At 42.7% G+C, this 17551-nt stretch carries 17 protein-coding genes; 15 read left to right on the top strand and 2 right to left on the bottom strand.

The window, feature by feature from the left end; genetic code table 11:
• Positions 1-72 precede the first annotated feature (72 nt).
• From MKX41_RS13930 to nagA, 5 genes are all read left to right on the top strand, one after another.
• Positions 73-1362, top strand: a complete 1290-nt coding sequence (locus MKX41_RS13930) for an L-cysteine desulfidase family protein (protein ID WP_076299336.1) — start codon at positions 73-75, stop codon at positions 1360-1362.
• 196 nt (positions 1363-1558) lie between these two features.
• A complete protein-coding gene (locus tag MKX41_RS13925) occupies positions 1559-3025 on the top strand; it encodes a protein adenylyltransferase SelO (protein WP_340971220.1) in 1467 nt (488 codons plus the stop codon).
• A gap of 38 nt (positions 3026-3063) precedes the next feature.
• Positions 3064-3543 carry a DinB family protein gene (locus MKX41_RS13920; RefSeq protein WP_076286542.1) on the top strand — a complete coding sequence of 160 codons (480 nt, stop codon included), beginning with the start codon at positions 3064-3066 and terminating at the stop codon, positions 3541-3543.
• A 164-nt stretch (positions 3544-3707) separates the two neighbouring features.
• On the top strand, positions 3708-4493 hold the full coding sequence (locus MKX41_RS13915; protein WP_081382852.1) for a DeoR/GlpR family DNA-binding transcription regulator: 786 nt from the start codon (positions 3708-3710) through the stop codon (positions 4491-4493).
• 23 nt (positions 4494-4516) lie between these two features.
• Complete coding sequence (nagA, locus tag MKX41_RS13910) at positions 4517-5659, top strand: N-acetylglucosamine-6-phosphate deacetylase (RefSeq protein WP_340971218.1); 1143 nt, start codon at positions 4517-4519, stop codon at positions 5657-5659.
• Between the two features lie 27 nt (positions 5660-5686).
• Here nagA and MKX41_RS13905 read toward each other — a convergent pair whose 3' ends face one another.
• Together MKX41_RS13905 and MKX41_RS13900 are read right to left on the bottom strand one after the other, a co-directional pair.
• The gene (locus MKX41_RS13905; protein ID WP_076299332.1) at positions 5687-6460 is read right to left on the bottom strand and encodes an AraC family transcriptional regulator; all 774 of its coding nucleotides are present in this window, start codon (positions 6458-6460) and stop codon (positions 5687-5689) included.
• Positions 6461-6478: 18 nt separating this feature from the next.
• Positions 6479-7060, bottom strand: coding sequence for a LysE family translocator (locus MKX41_RS13900; protein ID WP_076299331.1), 582 nt, complete (start codon positions 7058-7060; stop codon positions 6479-6481).
• Between the two features lie 86 nt (positions 7061-7146).
• Here MKX41_RS13900 and MKX41_RS13895 point away from each other — a divergent pair, with 86 nt between their 5' ends.
• The 10 genes from MKX41_RS13895 to MKX41_RS13850 all read left to right on the top strand — a co-directional run bounded on the left by MKX41_RS13895 (position 7147) and on the right by MKX41_RS13850 (position 17401).
• Complete coding sequence (locus tag MKX41_RS13895; RefSeq protein ID WP_081382842.1) at positions 7147-7695, top strand: GNAT family N-acetyltransferase; 549 nt, start codon at positions 7147-7149, stop codon at positions 7693-7695.
• A 141-nt stretch (positions 7696-7836) separates the two neighbouring features.
• Complete coding sequence (locus MKX41_RS13890; RefSeq protein ID WP_076286539.1) at positions 7837-8841, top strand: Gfo/Idh/MocA family protein; 1005 nt, start codon at positions 7837-7839, stop codon at positions 8839-8841.
• Positions 8842-8871: 30 nt separating this feature from the next.
• Complete coding sequence (locus MKX41_RS13885; RefSeq protein WP_231573306.1) at positions 8872-9789, top strand: helix-turn-helix domain-containing protein; 918 nt, start codon at positions 8872-8874, stop codon at positions 9787-9789.
• A gap of 17 nt (positions 9790-9806) precedes the next feature.
• Complete coding sequence (locus tag MKX41_RS13880; protein WP_149646976.1) at positions 9807-10889, top strand: Gfo/Idh/MocA family protein; 1083 nt, start codon at positions 9807-9809, stop codon at positions 10887-10889.
• A gap of 141 nt (positions 10890-11030) precedes the next feature.
• Positions 11031-11735 carry a response regulator transcription factor gene (locus tag MKX41_RS13875; RefSeq protein WP_076286538.1) on the top strand — a complete coding sequence of 235 codons (705 nt, stop codon included), beginning with the start codon at positions 11031-11033 and terminating at the stop codon, positions 11733-11735.
• 3 nt (positions 11736-11738) lie between these two features.
• Entirely contained in the window at positions 11739-13121 is a 1383-nt protein-coding gene (locus tag MKX41_RS13870) for a sensor histidine kinase (RefSeq protein WP_076286537.1), read from the top strand.
• 93 nt (positions 13122-13214) lie between these two features.
• On the top strand, positions 13215-13748 hold the full coding sequence (locus MKX41_RS13865) for a hypothetical protein (RefSeq protein WP_149646979.1): 534 nt from the start codon (positions 13215-13217) through the stop codon (positions 13746-13748).
• Positions 13749-13876: 128 nt separating this feature from the next.
• The gene (locus MKX41_RS13860; RefSeq protein ID WP_076299326.1) at positions 13877-14998 is read left to right on the top strand and encodes an FtsW/RodA/SpoVE family cell cycle protein; all 1122 of its coding nucleotides are present in this window, start codon (positions 13877-13879) and stop codon (positions 14996-14998) included.
• A 30-nt stretch (positions 14999-15028) separates the two neighbouring features.
• Positions 15029-16048 carry an LCP family protein gene (locus tag MKX41_RS13855; protein ID WP_042189704.1) on the top strand — a complete coding sequence of 340 codons (1020 nt, stop codon included), beginning with the start codon at positions 15029-15031 and terminating at the stop codon, positions 16046-16048.
• A 177-nt stretch (positions 16049-16225) separates the two neighbouring features.
• The gene (locus MKX41_RS13850) at positions 16226-17401 is read left to right on the top strand and encodes an MFS transporter (protein WP_340971208.1); all 1176 of its coding nucleotides are present in this window, start codon (positions 16226-16228) and stop codon (positions 17399-17401) included.
• The last annotated feature ends 150 nt before the right edge of the window (positions 17402-17551 follow it).

The raw sequence follows: 17551 nt of genomic DNA, 5'->3' as shown, positions 1-17551 counted from the left end.
TCCCTGAAACTTCACTCTGCGTTACTATATAGAAATGACTCCAAGTGGGAGAGAGAAGGGGGAAAAGCATACATGGGCAACTTATTGGAAATTTTGCACAAGGAAGTCGTACCGGCAGAAGGCTGCACAGAGCCGATCGCAGTTGCGTATGCCGTCTCCTTGGCGGCAGAGCTTCTCGAGGAAGAAATAACGGGGATTCAGCTGCATCTCAGTGGTAATATTATTAAAAATGCAATGGGAGTGGGCATCCCTGGGACGGGCCAGACAGGTCTGCCTATCGCCGCAGCCCTTGGTGCGGTGGTCGGACGTTCGCACAAGGAGCTGGAAATCCTATCAGGCCTGACTCAGGATGAGCTAAAGCTGGCAAATGACCTGCTTGATCGAAAGCTGCTAAAAGTGGAGATAATGGACACTCCTGAGAAATTATATATTGAAGCACAGGTGAAGACAGAGAATCACACAGCGACTGCCATCCTTGCTAAAGAACACACTAATATAGAATATCTGGCTCTGGACGGGAAAAAAGTGACACCTAAGAAGTCTAAAGCAGATTGTGGCAAGCCTGGACTTTCTGATACTGAAGCCTATGAAGGCTCTGTAGATCGGATATTCGAGTTTATAACTACGGCTCCATTTTCAGACCTTAGCTTCCTCTTGGAAGGCGCTCGGATGAACAAAGCGATTTCCGAAGAGGGACTCCGAGGCGATTATGGGTTGCAAGTAGGGAAGAAGATGAATCAGCAATCTGCTGTGAATTTGTTCGGCAATGATGTAGCGAACAAAATAATAGCGGCTACTGCTGCGGCTTCAGATGCTCGCATGGATGGCAGCGCAATGCCTGTGATGACAACAGCGGGCAGCGGTAATCAAGGCATCGCCTGTACGCTTCCTGTTATATCTTTGGCGGAATTACTTGGCAAGGATGAAGAGACGCTAGCTCGGGCGCTTGCACTAAGTAATCTGGTCACTGTGCATATCAAGCATTATATTGGGCGGTTGTCGCCTTTATGTGGTTCAGGAATTGCAGGTGGAGTTGGAGCGAATAGCGGGATCATTTATCTCATGGACGGCACTCTTGAGCAGATCAAGCATGGGATACAGAATACGATAGCCTCTTTATCAGGTATGATTTGCGACGGTGCAAATTCAACCTGTGCGCTGAAGATATCCACCTCCACCAATACGGCGATTCAGGCAGCCACACTGGCGATGAACAATATTGCTCCTACAACCAAGGATGGAGTTATTTTCGAAGAGGTGGAAGACACTATCCGCAACATGGAGCGGCTGGTTCAAGAAGGTCTGGCGGATACTGACAAGACCATCTTAAATATCATGCTCTCCAAAGGCGGAGCGAATTAGCTTCCTTTAAGGTAATAACAGGTTAGAACATCATAATTTAAGACCGTCTGGTTCCCTACATGAATGGCAGGAGACTGGGCGGTCTTTTTATCTATTCTGTAAGGGTATTTGTTATTGCGAAGATTTGCATTAAATTTTAACATAACTTATTCTGAGATTATAAAGGCATAGACTGATGGTATAAAAAGGAGATATTATGACGGAGAAGATAGATATAGGATGGAACTTTGAGAACAGTTATGCTCATCTGCCGGAATCCATGTTTACAAGGATCAAACCAACTCCTGTGCGTAAGCCGGAGTTAGTTATTTTAAATGAAACATTGGCTACTGCCTTAGGGCTGAATAGCACAGCACTACATAGTAAGGAGGGTGTTCAGAATCTTGCAGGCAATGAAGTCCCTGAAGGTACTGTAACGCTTGCTCAAGCGTATGCTGGACATCAATTCGGACATTTTACCATGTTAGGCGACGGCCGAGCTGCGCTGATTGGTGAGCAGATCATACCCCAAGGTGAACGCGTAGACATTCAGCTTAAGGGCGCGGGAAGAACACCATATTCTCGTGGTGGCGATGGCCGAGCCGGACTTGGACCGATGCTTCGTGAATATATCATCAGCGAAGCCATGCATGGTTTGGGTATTCCTACCACTCGCAGCTTGGCAGTGGTAACTTCTGGAGAAACGATCATTCGAGAAACAGAGCAGCCTGGTGCTATTCTGACCCGAGTTGCTGCAAGTCATCTACGGGTGGGCACCTTTCAATATGTTGCAGCGTGGGGTACTGTTGAGGATGTCCGTACTCTGGCAGATTACACATTACAAAGACATTATCCGGAAGCTGTTTCTCAAGAGAATCGTTATCTTTTCCTGCTTCGAGAAGTGATTGGACGTCAGGCTGAATTAATTGCCAAGTGGCAGCTGGTAGGATTTATTCACGGAGTAATGAACACCGACAACATGGCGCTTAGCGGAGAAACGATTGATTATGGTCCTTGCGCCTTCATGGATGTGTATCACCCAGAAACGGTATTCAGTTCCATTGACCAGCAGGGTCGTTATGCCTATGGCAATCAACCGGGTATTGCCTCTTGGAATCTCGCGAGATTCGCGGAGACTCTCCTGCCATTGCTGGCTGATGATCAAGAACAGGCGATTCAGCTCGCTGAAGAGGAAATTGCAGATTTTAAAGAGCGGTCTTACCATCACTGGCTCTCAGGTATGAGGGCGAAGCTCGGAATCTTCAACGAAGAGGTAGAGGATGTAGCGCTAATTGAGGATCTGCTAGATTTGATGCAGAAATATCGGGCAGACTATACCAATACCTTCCGTGCCCTAACTTTAGAGAAGCTGGAAGAAACCGCTCTGTTTGGTGCAGCGGAATTTACGAAGTGGCAAGAGTTATGGCAGGCTAGACTTAGCAGACAGCAGCAATCGAAAGAGGTTTCGCTGCAGCTAATGCGCAATAGTAATCCTGCGATCATTCCGCGGAACCACAGGGTAGAAGAAGCGCTCCAAGCGGCAGTACAACAGGAAGATTACAGTGTGATGGAGCGATTGCTTAAAGCTCTTTCCAATCCTTACGCGTATTCCCCTGAACAGGATGAATACTCGGCACTACCTGAGGAATCAGCACGTCCATATCGAACCTTCTGCGGCACTTGATTTGCTGATAATGATCTAAATAATGAGGTGAAGTAAGAATGTTTCATGCATATGATGTTCTGGCTAACCAGTTGCTAGCTAATGCGAATGATCCAAGTTGGTATGTGCCCTTTGAGGTAGCCGTAAAAGACTTAAGAGAAGAAGAAGCATTTTGGAAAGTAACGGAAGAAAGCAATAGTATTGCTGAGATAGTGCAGCATCTGCTCTACTGGAATGAAACTTGGCAAACAAGGTATAAAGAAAAGAGTGTCCATGCGGTTCCTTCAGTGGATAACAATAATACCTTTGTCGTTGCAGAAGGAGTAACGTTCCAAGAGCTTCAACAACAACTCTTAGAAGTTCTTTTATGTTGGCAGGAACTGATTACAAAGGAACAATTGGATGCCGATGTTCAAGAATTCCAAGGCAGTCAGTGGTGGGAAGTAATAGGCAATGTGACAACACATAACGCGTATCACGTAGGGCAAATCGTTTTTATTCGAAAGATCCAAAAGAGTTGGAATCGCACTATGAAGTGAATTGAAGGACGTTAACGGATGTACATTCATCTGGCTAACGTCTTTTTTTCGAATATCAATGAAGATAAGTTGCGCAAAATACTTACATATACTTATAATTACTTATTTAATACTTGCAAATACTTACTTAATAACTTATGATGACTTTAGGAGGTGCATACATGATGTTTCAAGAGGAGAGATTGTTAAAAATACTCGAATATTTGAAACAACACCAATCGATGAGTGTTCAAGAGATCTGTACGCAATTTGATGTATCCAGAGATACCGCACGTAGGGATATTGTTAGATTAGTACAAGAAGGTGTTGTGATCCGAACGCATGGAGGGGTATCGTTACCTGAGTTACAAAAAGAATTGTTATCTTATCAGGATCGATTGATCGATGAATCTGAGAGTAAGCAGAGGATAGGGAAGGCTGCGGCGCAGCTTATCCAAGATCATGAGACTGTGATTTTAGATGTATCAACCACCGTGCAGTTTGTAGCAGAACAGATCAGCGCGAAGGATATTACGGTTGTCACGCACTCGATTGATAACGTAGGGATCTTGTCACAGCGGGAGGATCTGCAAATTTATGTTCTTGGTGGTTACTTGAATGTGAAAAACCGCTTGTTATATGGCCCTTCTATTATCGATAAACTTAGTGAAATCCGTGCTGATAAAGCCTTTATTGGAGCATCCGCGATCCGTGCTGATGGACTCTATTATCCATATGAAGAAGATGTGCGGGTGAAGAGAGAAATGGCCCGAAGATCAGATCAAGTCATCTTAGTGGCTGATCACACCAAATTTATTGGCAAATCATTTTTCCGTCTAGACTTTGAGTTCGTTGACATTCTAATTACCGATCGGGAACTCCCCAGTGAGATCAGAGAAATTCTAGATCAGAAGAACATCACAGTGATTGAATGTCCAGAAGAAACTGAAGAGGCTCGAGAGCAAGACTGATAACAAAACAGAGGAGGATATTTATGTCTTATATTCTGCAAAATGTACAAGTGGCGCTTCAGAATCGTATTGTCCCAGCGGCTAATGTGTGGATTTCTGAAGGGAAAATTATAAAGATAGATACAGAGGATCTTTCGATTCCAGAGGGACAACATGAACGGATTGACGGTGGTGGCCATTTATTAGTACCCGGGATGATAGATGTTCATATTCATGGCGCCAATGGCTTCGATATGATGGACGGTACGGAAAAGAGTATTCAAGAGGTCTCAAGTGCTTGTGCTTCATCTGGCTGTACCTCATTTTTGGCTACCTCTGTGAGTTCTACGCTAGAAGATCTTTTAGAAATGATTCGTAGTGTCAAGCGTGTGATCGGACATGAAGTGGGCGCAAAGATCGCAGGTATTCATTTAGAAGGACCTTACTTGAACCCGAAGCGAAAAGGAATGCAGAACGAAAAGTATCTACGCCATCCCAACTTAGAGGAAATGAACCTGATTTTTGAAGAAGCGGGTTCACTCATTAAGATGGTTACAATCGCTCCGGAGTTGCCGGGAGGGATGGAGCTCATTTCCTTTTTGAAAGAAAAGGGTGTAGTTATAGCCATCGCTCATTCGGATGCCACATATGAAGAAGCTAAACAAGCCTTTGCGTCGGGGGCAAGTCATGTTACGCATTGTTTTAATGGCATGCGGCCTATCCATCATCGAGATCCAGGGGTAATTGTGGCTGCTTTTGAAGAGAAGCATGTAAGTCTTCAAGCGATTGTGGACAACGTCCATCTGCACCCTGCAATTATTCGATTAATGCATACCTTGAAAGGACCAGAAGGAATGGTCTTGATTACAGATGCACTGCAAGCTATGGGATTAGGTGATGGGGATTATATGTTTGGAGGCCATCATGTTACGGTATCCGAGGGGGTAGCAAGACTGAAGGATGGAACGCTAGCTTCAAGCACAGTGACTATGAATGAAGCTTTACGTTATACTGTCGAAACTGGAATTCCATTGGTAGACGCCGTAAAGATGGCTTCAACTACGCCGGCCAATATTCTTGGACTTCAACAAAAGGGGACAATAACATCCGGCTTTGATGCTGATCTGGTCCTCTTGGATGATGAATTTAAAGTGTGCTGGACAATGGTGAATGGTCAAATTTTATAAATCATGATGAATACAGGTTACTTCTGCTCAATGCAGTTGTAACCTGTATTCATGTGCGGTTATGCCAAACACGCTTTTAAAATGCCGGTTCAAATGAGTTAAATCCACAAATCCACAATCTACTACAGCGGCATAGATATCCTTAGTTTTCTCAATGGACTGCTTGGCATGCTCTACCTTGCAATTCAAGAAGAATTGATAAGGTGATATTCCTGTATGTGTCTTAAACTCTCGGATAAATTGATATTTGGAAAGTCCAAACTCTTTACAGAGATCATCTAGTTTTAGTACATGTTCTAAACTGCAGTACATCATTTCCTTTGCTTTTTTGACAAATTTATTATTTATCCTGTGCTCTGTAACTAGTTCAGTATTAGATACTACATGAACCAGGTTTAACAACAGCTCACTGCACAAGGACTCCTCTTTGCCATTCTGGATGGCATGACTTAGCGCTAATATGCACTGTGCCAATTTGTCATCGTATAGAATGGGAGAGGCGAAGCGAAGTTCTTTTTTTCCAAGGATCTCTTGTATCAAGGTTGGTTTGATATATAGCATGACATAATCAATACCTGCTTTATCATATGAATTGCCATCATGCGTTTGCTCTCGATTAAATAGCATTACGCCATTTTTATGAGAGGATTGCAAGCTACCATCAAGGTTATATTGCTGAATGCCACGTAAGGTGACACCGATTGCGTATTCCTCATGGCAATGTTTTTTATAAGTGAAATCACTCATGCTAGCTGACAATGTTAGGATATCTGCTGACTTTTTATAGTTGAATTTCTCCACGCTCTTAACCTCCACGACTTATAGGATTCCCGATATCATAATGGCAGAGTATACTAAAAATAGTGCCATCAGAGTATTTAGAACTTTTTGGTGATTTTGCAGAAATGCTCTGAAGATTGCCCCAAATACAACCCATGTCGTAAAAGCAAAAAATCCGATCACAGTTATAATTATAACAAACATAAATAAGGTGAGAGAAGAAGTATAGAATGGCATTACATAGCTGGGAATGACTGTTAAAGTAAATAAGAGCACTTTAGGATTCACAAGCTGCATAAGTAAACCCGACCGAAAATTGGCATTTGGATTAGGCTTGTCTTCCATTGCACCCATTTTAAAGATTTTATAAGCAAGATAGAGCATATATATACTTCCGACGACTTGCATAATGATCAGGATATTTGGGATGACCTCCACCAGAACACGATTCATCAAGGTAGAAAGGATAAGCAATAGACCAAAAGCCATCGTAGCCCCGTATACATACCGCATGGTTTTCTTAGCCCCTGAATGTTGCACGGAAGAAAGAATAACAATATTGGCAGGACCGGGTGAACATGTAACTACAATGCAATAGAGAAGAAAGGAAATTATATTCATGATGACCTCCAGTAAAAGTTGTCTTATGAATATAAACCTCATAACTTGATTGTTTATAGTACATTATTGCAGAGGAGATCAACATAATGAATGAGACAAAACATTTAACTATTAGTACACTCACTGAGGGCGATTATGTATCTACATGCCGGGTATTTGAAGAATCAATATCGGATGCCTTTAACAAAGAAGGATTAGGTCACTTACTAGAGGATATACAAAGTGAAACCGATCATAAAAAGCAAAAGGCGCTATCTTCACTGGAACAGGCAAACTCGGATATTTATTTCTTTATCGCTAAAATCAATGGGAAGGTTGTGGGTACGATTTCCTATGGTCCCTGTGGTGAGACTATTCAAATCTGTGCAGAACATCAGTTGGATCATTTGGGGGAATTGGGGAGTTTATACGTGTTGCCAAGCTATCAGGGGCAAGGGATTGGTTCGGCATTAATTAAGAAAATGATGATATTTCTAAACGAACAAGGGATCGAGCAATTTTGTTTGGACAGTGGCTATAAACGTGCACAAATCAAGTGGAAGCGTAAATTTGGGGAGCCTTATAAGGTAGTAAAAGATTATTGGGGACCCGATTCCGATCATATGGTTTGGTTGTGTAATGTAAGAAGTGATTAAATGGAAATTGTACACCATATGAAACGATAGCGTCGTAATATTATATATATAATGTCGCATTTTCCTACTAATAAAGGGTTTTGTTCTGTGATATTTTATTAGTAGATGTCAGGATAACATATATACGGGAGGCACAAGCAAATGACGATTAGAATTGGTAAGATTAGCTATTGGCATGTACATGCTTGGGACTATACGAAGCAAGCTCAAGAACATGAGGATACTGTATTGGCTGCAGTTTGGGATGAAGATGCAGAGCGTGGGAAAAAAGCTGCCGAAAGCTTAAATGTTCCTTTTTTCGAATCACTGGATGACCTGCTTGCGCAAGAGGATATAGATGCCGTCATAGTGGATGCGCCGACCAATGTGCACAGAGATGTAATTGTTGCTGCGGCTAAAGCGGGCAAACATATTTTTACGGAAAAAGTAATTGCCCCCACACATAAAGAAGTTGAAGAGATCATAAGCGCAGTGGAAGAGAACGAGGTGAAGCTGACCGTATCCTTGCCACGTCTAAATGATGGATACGCATTAACGATTCAAGAAGTTCTAAGTCAAGAACTGCTCGGAGAGATTACTTACGTTAGAGTTCGCTTATCTCATAATGGGGCTACAGAAAACTGGCTTCCCGATCATTTCTATAGCTTGGAACAATGTGGTGGCGGAGCTTTGATTGATCTAGGCTGTCATCCTATGTATTTGACGAAGCTTTTCTTAGGTCAAGATGTGACCGGTGTAAGTGCTAATTTTGGTTATGTAACGGGCAAGGAAGTAGAAGATAATGCAGTGGTAACATTATTTACGGATTCAGGAGCAATTGGTGTGGTCGAGGCTGGTTTCGTGAATAGTCATTCGCCGTTTACCATCGAGGTACATGGAACCGAGGGGACTCTTCTTTACGGAACACCAGAGGATAAGCTTCTTCTTAGAAGTAACAAATCCGCTGACAAAGAGGAAGGATGGAAAGAAGTAGCGCTACATGCTAATCGTGAAAGCGCATTCCATCAGTGGGTTAATCATATCCAAAAGGATACTTTCGCCACCGAGAATGTTCAAATTGCTGTGGAGCTTACGAGATTAATGGAGGCGGCGAATCGTTCTGCTAAAGAAGCTCGTATGATTCGGTTAGCAGATCTAGACGCTTAACCGGTCTCCACCTGTTAGGAGGATTTAACATTGAGTAACTTTCCCTATGAGATGATGTTTGAGAAGCATGATATGCTCGAAAGATTGGATATTTCAATCCAATGGGGACATTACGAGATAACAGTTCTTAGATTTCATTTGACCTCTTTTCCGCCGGGAAGAGTCATAGATTTCCATAATCATTCTGAATTCGAATTTCATTTTATTCCAAGAGGAAAGGGAGAAGTGACTCTTGGCGATTTAAAATACCCCTTGTCTGAGGGAATGTTTTATTTAACCGGACCGGGTGTCATGCACCGCCAAGAGGCGGATCCAGATGATTCTATGGAAGAACTGTGTCTACATGTGGACATCAAAGAGAAGATCAGAGAGGAGGTTGATCCTTGGGAGGTTGCGGAGGCTGAGACCTGTGTTCAGAAGCTAAAGCAGCTACCACTAGTTCCAGCGCAAGATTATCACAGCGCTATGAAATGTTTTCTTGAAGCCTATGAAGCTTGTGAAGGTAAACTAACGGGATATTACACTTCCATTAAACATCTCGTAATCAGCATTTTATTAAAGGCAGTAAGAGCGTATGATGCAGGTGGAATTCGAACAGAAGCACCTGTTAGAGATATGTCAACTTATCGGTACCAATACGCCATTCAATATATGGAAGCTAATTATTCAGGAGCTGTTACCTTGGAGAATGTTGCTGAAAAGCTGAATATTAGTTCAAGGCAGCTGCAGCGAGTGTTTAAACAAGTTAACGCCGATCAATCTTTCAGTAGGGCGCTTGAGGATATAAGGTTGAAAGCGGTCTGCCGTAAGCTTGAAGAAAGCAATTGTCCGATCGAACAAATCGCTCAAACGGAAGGGTTTACGAATGCTACATATTTGCATATTGTCTTCCGCAAGCGGTTAGGCATGACTCCAGCAACTTATCGAAATACAAAACAAACTAATTAGAAGTGAGGGTGAAAGATATGAGTAAAGTGTTTCGCGTAGGAATTATTGGATGTGGTGGAATTGCGAATGGCAAGCATCTTCCAAGTTTGAGCAAGCAAAGTAAAGTGGAGATCGTAGCTTTTTGTGACATTATTAAAGAACGTGCTGAAGAAGCAGCGGAGAAATACGGTACTAGCGAAGCTGCTGTATATACGGATTACACAGAACTATTAAAAGATCATTCGATTGATATTATTCATGTGCTAACGCCGAATGACGCTCATGCTGAGATCTCAATTGCAGCCCTTGAAGCAGGAAAACATGTTATGTGCGAAAAACCAATGGCCAAGACGGCAGCAGATGCCAAACGAATGGTGGAAGCAGCGAAACGTACAGGCAAGAAACTAACCATTGGATATGACAACCGCTACAGAGAAGACAGCTTATATTTGAAAAAAGCATGTGAGTCCGGGGAGCTTGGTCATATCTATTTTGCAAAAGCACATGCCATCAGACGGAGAGCGGTACCGACATGGGGAGTATTCCTCGATGAAGAGAAGCAAGGTGGAGGACCTCTGATCGATATCGGAACCCATGCGCTGGATCTAACGCTGTGGATGATGGATAACTATAAACCAAAAGTTGTGCTGGGCACCAAATATCATGAACTCTCACAAAAAGAAGAAGCCGCCAACGCCTGGGGACCTTGGGACCCTAAAAAGTTCACCGTGGAGGACTCAGCCTTTGGGATGGTCGTAATGGAGAATGGCGCCACAATTATGCTGGAAGCGAGCTGGGCACTCAATTCTCTGGATGTGCATGAAGCGAAATGCAGCTTGAGCGGAACTGAAGCAGGCGCAGATATGAAGGACGGACTTAGAATTAATGGAGAGAAATTCAGCAAGCTGTACACCAATAAAATTGAGCTTGGGGCAGGCGGCGTGGCTTACTATGAAGGTAAAGCAGAAAGTGCACCTGACATCGAATTAAGAAAGTGGATCGAAGCTATTGAACAGGATAAAGACCCGGTTGTAACACCTGAACAGGCATATGTTGTTTCGCAAATATTAGAAGCGATTTATGAATCTGCACAAACGGGTAAGGCTGTGTATTTGGATTAGATTTTTGACAAGCATAGCGATATAGAGTAATATCCACTTGTGATTTAATTACAGGGATCTGAGACAAGACTCTCTCTTTACTGGGAGAGTTTTTTTGTTTTTTTTTGCATGTTTGAATACTGGGTCATAGGGGTGAAGAGCATGAATACTGTAGAACGCAATCAAGTACTTATTGTGGAAGATGACGATAATATTAGACGGTTTATAGCTATCAATTTAACGAATAATGGGTTTGTGGTTAGTGAGGCTGCTTGTGGAGAAGCAGCATTGCAGAGCTTTGAGGCGAACCGGCCAGATGTTATTGTTCTGGACATCATGTTGCCGGATTTAAATGGGTTTGAGATCTGCCGGAAGCTAAGAGAGCAGGATCCTGGGGTCATCATCATTTTTTTAACAGCACGAGGACAAGATCTGGATAAAATCAATGGCCTTGAAATTGGTGCCGACGATTACATTGTGAAACCTTTTAATCCATTAGAACTGGTGGCACGGATCAAAGCGATATTGCGTCGTACAGAAACAGCTTTAAAACCGCAAAGAACTATCCTTCAAGCCGGACCGATTCGCCTCGATTTGAACTCGAACAAGATGTTTAAGCACGATGACATTATTGAATTAACCCCGAAGGAATTCCAGTTGATGAAGACCTTTTTAGAGCATCCGGATACAGCACTATCTAGGAATGAATTAATGAACCTGGTCTGGGGTGAGGATTTTATTGGTGATCCAAAGACAGTAGATGTTCACGTGCGTAAGCTAAGAGAGAAGATTGAAGAGGATGCCTCTAACCCGCATTGGATTGAGACTGTATGGGGGCTCGGATATCGCTTTAGAAAGGATGGTTGAAGAATGGGTATTCAGAAAAGATTAGTAGGAAGCTATCTTGTAGTGATCTGTCTTACTGTGCTCATTCTTGAGATTATTCTTAATTTATCTGTACGTTATTATTATTTTCATAATATAGAGCAAACCCTGATGAATCAAGCAGAACTGTCGGCTTCTTTTTATCAGCAATATTTTAGCGACGAGGATTTAGAGGAACAATCGGATAGGTTGTTAAAGGGCTTTGCCAGCCATTCCGATGCACAGGTACAGATTATTAATGCTGAAGGTCGGCTGTTGCAGGATTCTAATGGAATCCAAGGCGATTTTACGATGACAGATAACATGGATGTGCAAGCAGCCAAAAAAGGGCAGCCCGGCAGTTGGAAGGGGGAGGACCCTGTAACCGAGGAAGCTATTTTTACGGTATCCTATCCTTTACAAGCCAAAGGTAACATCGTTGGGGAAGTAAGGTTTGTTACCTCCTTAACGGAAACGATACATACAGTTAATCAAATTGCGGTTTTGCTGATCGGGGTAGGTTTGCTCGTGATTGGTATTGTCACCTTGCTTGGATTATTACTATCTTGGACCATAACCAGATCCATTAAAGATCTGAAACAGGCAGCAGACCAAATGTCCGAAGGAGATTTCAGCATAAGAGTACAAAAGCGTTATCAAGACGAGCTTGGTTCCTTGGCAGATACATTGAATATGATGGCCAGTCGAATCTCGAAAAGTGAACAGCTTAAGAATGATTTTATCGCATCCGTATCCCATGAACTGCGTACGCCATTGACCTCTATCAAAGGCTGGGTAATCACCTTGAAGGCGGGTGGGAAGAGTAACCAGGCTCTGTTTCATGATGGGCTAGATATCATTGAATCTGAAAGTGACAGGTTAACTCATATGGTGGATGAATTATTGGATTTCTCCAAATTGGATAACGGAAGAATCGCAATTCACCTCACGACTGTGGATCTAACAGAGCTGTTGCAGCATATTGGCAGACAACTCACCCCTAGAGCAACCCGACAAGACATCTTGCTTCAAGTGAAAATAGAAGAGAATCTGCCTGTCATTCAAGCTGACGAGAATCGTGTGAAGCAAGTCATGATTAATCTCATTGATAATTCGCTCAAATTTACTAGTTCCTCAGGTCGAATTCTTATAACTGCCCATACAGTTCCAGGGAAAGTTGTAATTACAGTTGAGGATACTGGGTCAGGCATCGCAGAAGCGGATTTAGAGAATGTGCGGCGAAAATTCTACAAAGGGGATCATCAGGCGTCAGGCAGCGGTTTGGGACTGTCCATCTCGGAACAAATTATCGCATTACATAATGGAGAGCTGCGAATAAGCAGCGTTTTGGGCAAAGGAACGATTGTCCAATTCGACTTGCCGATATAAATAGAGCTCAAATTTAACTATTTCATAACCACTTTCATCTCTTTCACAGATAAAATACTATATATGCGGACAAGCGAGGAGTCGATGATCCAAATGCCGAGCAAATTCATAACAATAGGTGCTATGTTAACAACGATACTTTTGCTCGGAGGATGCGGAGTGCCGGCGACACCAGGAGAGCTCATTAAGCCTCCATCATCAGAAGCAAGCCTGCAGCGAGACAAAACGAGCCAGGAATTTATCAAATGGCTTCCCGACAAAGCTCAATTGATAACTCCGTTGGATGGACAAGAGGATAATGCTATCTCCTTTGGGGATATGGATGGAGACGGTATCGACGAAGCTGTAGTTGTATATGAGTACAGCAAAAACAAAGGTTCTTCTATAAAAGCAATGCTGCTTAGGCAGGAAAATGAAGCGTGGCAAAAGATTTCGGAGGTTGAGGGGTTTGGGTATGGTCTGGATTATGCCGGATTCTATGATGTCGATGATGATGGCCATAACGAACTCGCGCTGGGCTGGTCATTGGGCGAGGCAGGGAACGGACTGGATATTTATACGCTGAGTGAAGATAAATTAAAGCTGTTATCGAAGAAGGCGTATCAGGACAAATTTGATCTGAGATAATCATTCCACTTTATAATCCGCTGCACTTCAGCTTCATCTTGAAACAAGATGTATTAGTGCTCAGGCGGATTATTTATGATGCTCATTTTACAACAAGAAAAATACAGAAATTAAATAGAGGTTGTATCATGTTTCTCACCACCAAAATTGCAAAGCTGGACAGATCTGTACTTTTTCTCGTAACATGCCTAGTTGGTATTGGTACTGTTGCTATTTATGGCGCGACTACGGATACACGGTTAGATGGTCTTTACATCAGTTCGTTGTATTTATTTGCTTTATTTTGTATACCCATGTTATTCATCGCATTGGTAGATTATAAGATTCTATTAGGCTGGTTAGCATATCTCTTTTATAGCGTAGGTATTGGTCTACTTGTGCTAGTCAAGCTGGTTGGGGAAAACCTCAATGGTGCCGTGCGTTGGTTAAGTATTGGAAGCTTTCAGCTCCAGCCCTCCGAACTGGCAAAAATATGTACGGTGCTGCTCATTGCTCATCTAATGGGTAAACGAGAAGGACAGCAACTTCGCTTTTTTCAAGATTTAGTGCCGGTTTGTTTCGTTTTTTTAATTCCTTTTATTTTGATCATGGATCAACCCGATTTGGGTACAGCGCTCGTTTTTGCGGGCATATTGCTTAGTATGCTTTGGATAGGTAACATCCGTGCTCTATATATGATCTTGATCCTCGGTGTGGTGATTATTTCGATTGGCACGATATTATGGCTCTATTATGCCAACTTCGACTTGTTATCCAAGATTGTCGAGCCCCATCAATTGTCACGAATTCAGGCTTTTTTGGACCCGCAGAGTGATCCCGATAAATCTTGGCATGTCAAAAACGCAATGATAGCCATTGGCTCCGGTGGATTATCGGGTAGTGAAGGTATTTTTTTGCGAAAAGGATATATTCCATACGCGTATTCCGATTCGATCTATGTAGTCATCGGTGCAAAATACGGTTTTATAGGTTCATCCATTTTGCTGATGCTATATTTATTGCTCGTCTATCGAATGATCTTTATCGCACTCGAAAGCAGGGATCGTGCAGGGGCATATGTTGTCACCGGGTTTATCGCCATGATTATCTTTCAAGTTTCTGTTAACCTTGGAATGCATCTTGGATTGCTGCCCCTGACGGGGATATCCTTGCCGTTTATTAGTTATGGAGGTAGCTCGTTACTTACTAATATGATTGCGATTGGCATAGTGCTAAGTGTGAAAGTCCATAAGGATGAAAGCACGGATTGAAAAAGCTACTGGAACTGAGTGGAGGGAATTATGACTAACAAACGCAAGTGGACAACAACTCGTAAAATTCTGACGAGCATTGGACTTGTCTTAGGCGCAACGATTATCGGAATTGGAGTATATGCAGGGTATTTATACAAAAAGACGGATAACGCGATAGAGCGCATGGCTGCTCCAGTCAACGTCCAGCCAACCGCTGCCCCAGAGGAAAAAAAGGCGACGGTATCGGTTGAACCTATGATTTTTCTGCTTGCCGGGGTAGATAGTCGGGACGGTGGTGGTGGGGTAATGAATACCGATGTGCTAATGCTTGTCAGCTTCAATCCTGACACGAAGTCGACGAGTTTCTTATCTATACCGAGGGATTTGTTGCTAAAACCTAAATCGTTGCCCTCTCGCAAAGCTAATTATTATTATGCTTACCATTACATAAAAGATAAAACTGAAGCTATCCCTAATACAAAAGAGTTTTTCAGCAATTTACTAGGTCTGCCAATTGATCACATGGTTGTGGTGAATTTTGATGTGCTGAAGGAGACGGTGGACTTGCTTGGCGGGCTAACCATTGATGTCGATATGGATATGAAATATATCGATTCGGCAGATGGAACGAACATCAACTTAAAGAAGGGCTTGCAGAAGCTGGATGGCAAACATGTGCTTGACTTTGTGCGTTACCGCAAATCGAATCAAGGAACGGCTGAATCCTCCGATTTTCAGCGCAATGATCGACAGCAGCAAGTAATTAAGCAGATTCTGGATAAGCTAGGGAATTTCCAAGGCGTGTCCCAATGGGGGAATGTATTGGACATCATCGGTGAAAATGTGAAGACTGATATTCCACAAGCAGATCTCCAGCAATGGTTGTTGAACTTCCCTAAACTCAAACCAGATCATATCAATTCCTTACATGTGGAATCTCTTTGGAAGAGTCCATATGTGTATGTGAATAAAGAGGATCTTAAACAAGCACTTACTACTCTGAGTACGGAAGCGGGTGTTAGCTCCGAAAGTTCATTGCACCTGGAGAATATTGGAACGGTAGATTGAAAGACTATCACTTAAACTGCTCTTAGGAGCAGTTTTTTTGTGTTCTACTAATAATCCCGATAACCAGTAAAGTTATACGTCAACGGGTAGAGGCCTGACTTCCAAGCATAGTACCATGAACACAGCGATTATGAATCGTATATTTTTTTGGTTTACTTGAGAGGAGAAGGGGATTTCATGAAATACAGACTGGGTATTATGTTTCTAATCGTACTTACAGGGATGATATCGATAGCTGCATTTAATCCGATTATTGGACCGCTTGCTCGAAATTTGGGACTTAGTGATTTTCAATCAGGATGTTTGGTATCGGTAGCGGGACTTTGCTGGCTGCTCGGAGGATATTTCTGGGAAAAACAAACATTCATGAGCCGAAAATGGCTGCTCGCTTCGATTATGTTCGTCTATATGGCAACACTAGTCATTTTTGCTCTGCTCGCTGATTATGCAGTACATGCTGCGAGCAAAACTAGCCTGTTTTGGAGTTTCTTTATACTTCGCGCAATCGCCGGCTTTTTCTTTGGAGGTATTCCGGCATTAGCACAAGCTTATGTTATGGGCTGGAGTACAAAAGAGACCCGTACTCAGGGAATGGCATTATTCGGTGCAGCCAATGGACTTGGCTTCGTAGTAGGACCTGCAATGAGCGGAGGAATGGCTTCGCTGGGACTCACCTCACCAATGTACGCCGCAGCGATATTATTATTCACCTTGGCTATTTTATTTCTAGTGTTTATTCCTAAAGAAAAGAATATCGAGATCGAACGGCAGGCGATTTCACTTTCACCCAACGACAAACGGATACGCCTCTATTTATGGATTGGACTATTGCTATCGTTTGCTCTGAATATCGTGCAGGTTACTATCGGATTTTTTGTGCAAGACAGCCTTGGATACAGTACCCAGCAAGCCACTCAGTTAATTGGAACGGGTCTGGCTATCTCGGGAGTAATGGTGGTGCTCTCGCAAATTGTGATCAGCAAATATCTCAAATGGCATCCTAAGAAGGTGCTGCTCGTAGGGCTATTATTTGTGGCTTTGGGTCTGCTAGGCTTATTATTGTTTATCAGATTTGCTTATGTGGACTTTACATTCTTGGGAATTGGCATCGGTTTTACATTGCTTGGCTACAGTGCGGGTGCTTCAATGGCGGTTCAAGACCATGAGCAAAGAAGCGTTGCTTCCTTTATTGCGGCCCTTCAAGGTGGAGGATCATTCATAGGTCCAGTTATAGGCACAGCTTTATACACCGCTAATATGGCACTTCCTTACTCTTTCTGCGTGTTGTTGATTTGTATTGTAGGTATCGCGAATTTGAAAAAAAGATCAGCTGATCGTGTGGAGAGTTGTTAAATAGAAATGCTGCTCATAGAGTAGATTCGAAGCTGTCGAGGGAGTCTCGACAGCTTTTTTATGATTACTACGCAAAATAAATTAGCAGATTCGGAATTCATGGTCTTATTTACGTTACTCCATAGTTTTACAAAACCTCCTTTTTCTCAA

The organism is Paenibacillus sp. FSL R5-0475, from assembly GCF_038004585.1.
Classification (GTDB): domain Bacteria; phylum Bacillota; class Bacilli; order Paenibacillales; family Paenibacillaceae; genus Paenibacillus_AQ.
This window is presented reverse-complemented; position numbering and strand designations above follow the sequence as displayed.

What these genes read in the sequence shown, in the direction of transcription:
- MKX41_RS13930 (WP_076299336.1), top strand. Translation starts at nt 73, where the DNA reads ATGGGCAACTTATTGGAAATTTTGCACAAGGAAGTCGTACCGGCAGAA.
- MKX41_RS13925 (WP_340971220.1), top strand. Translation starts at nt 1,559, where the DNA reads ATGACGGAGAAGATAGATATAGGATGGAACTTTGAGAACAGTTATGCT.
- MKX41_RS13920 (WP_076286542.1), top strand. Translation starts at nt 3,064, where the DNA reads ATGTTTCATGCATATGATGTTCTGGCTAACCAGTTGCTAGCTAATGCG.
- MKX41_RS13915 (WP_081382852.1), top strand. Translation starts at nt 3,708, where the DNA reads ATGTTTCAAGAGGAGAGATTGTTAAAAATACTCGAATATTTGAAACAA.
- nagA (WP_340971218.1), top strand. Translation starts at nt 4,517, where the DNA reads ATGTCTTATATTCTGCAAAATGTACAAGTGGCGCTTCAGAATCGTATT.
- MKX41_RS13900 (WP_076299331.1), bottom strand. Translation starts at nt 7,060, where the DNA reads ATGAATATAATTTCCTTTCTTCTCTATTGCATTGTAGTTACATGTTCA.
- MKX41_RS13895 (WP_081382842.1), top strand. Translation starts at nt 7,147, where the DNA reads ATGAATGAGACAAAACATTTAACTATTAGTACACTCACTGAGGGCGAT.
- MKX41_RS13890 (WP_076286539.1), top strand. Translation starts at nt 7,837, where the DNA reads ATGACGATTAGAATTGGTAAGATTAGCTATTGGCATGTACATGCTTGG.
- MKX41_RS13880 (WP_149646976.1), top strand. Translation starts at nt 9,807, where the DNA reads ATGAGTAAAGTGTTTCGCGTAGGAATTATTGGATGTGGTGGAATTGCG.
- MKX41_RS13875 (WP_076286538.1), top strand. Translation starts at nt 11,031, where the DNA reads ATGAATACTGTAGAACGCAATCAAGTACTTATTGTGGAAGATGACGAT.
- MKX41_RS13870 (WP_076286537.1), top strand. Translation starts at nt 11,739, where the DNA reads ATGGGTATTCAGAAAAGATTAGTAGGAAGCTATCTTGTAGTGATCTGT.
- MKX41_RS13865 (WP_149646979.1), top strand. Translation starts at nt 13,215, where the DNA reads ATGCCGAGCAAATTCATAACAATAGGTGCTATGTTAACAACGATACTT.
- MKX41_RS13860 (WP_076299326.1), top strand. Translation starts at nt 13,877, where the DNA reads ATGTTTCTCACCACCAAAATTGCAAAGCTGGACAGATCTGTACTTTTT.
- MKX41_RS13855 (WP_042189704.1), top strand. Translation starts at nt 15,029, where the DNA reads ATGACTAACAAACGCAAGTGGACAACAACTCGTAAAATTCTGACGAGC.
- MKX41_RS13850 (WP_340971208.1), top strand. Translation starts at nt 16,226, where the DNA reads ATGAAATACAGACTGGGTATTATGTTTCTAATCGTACTTACAGGGATG.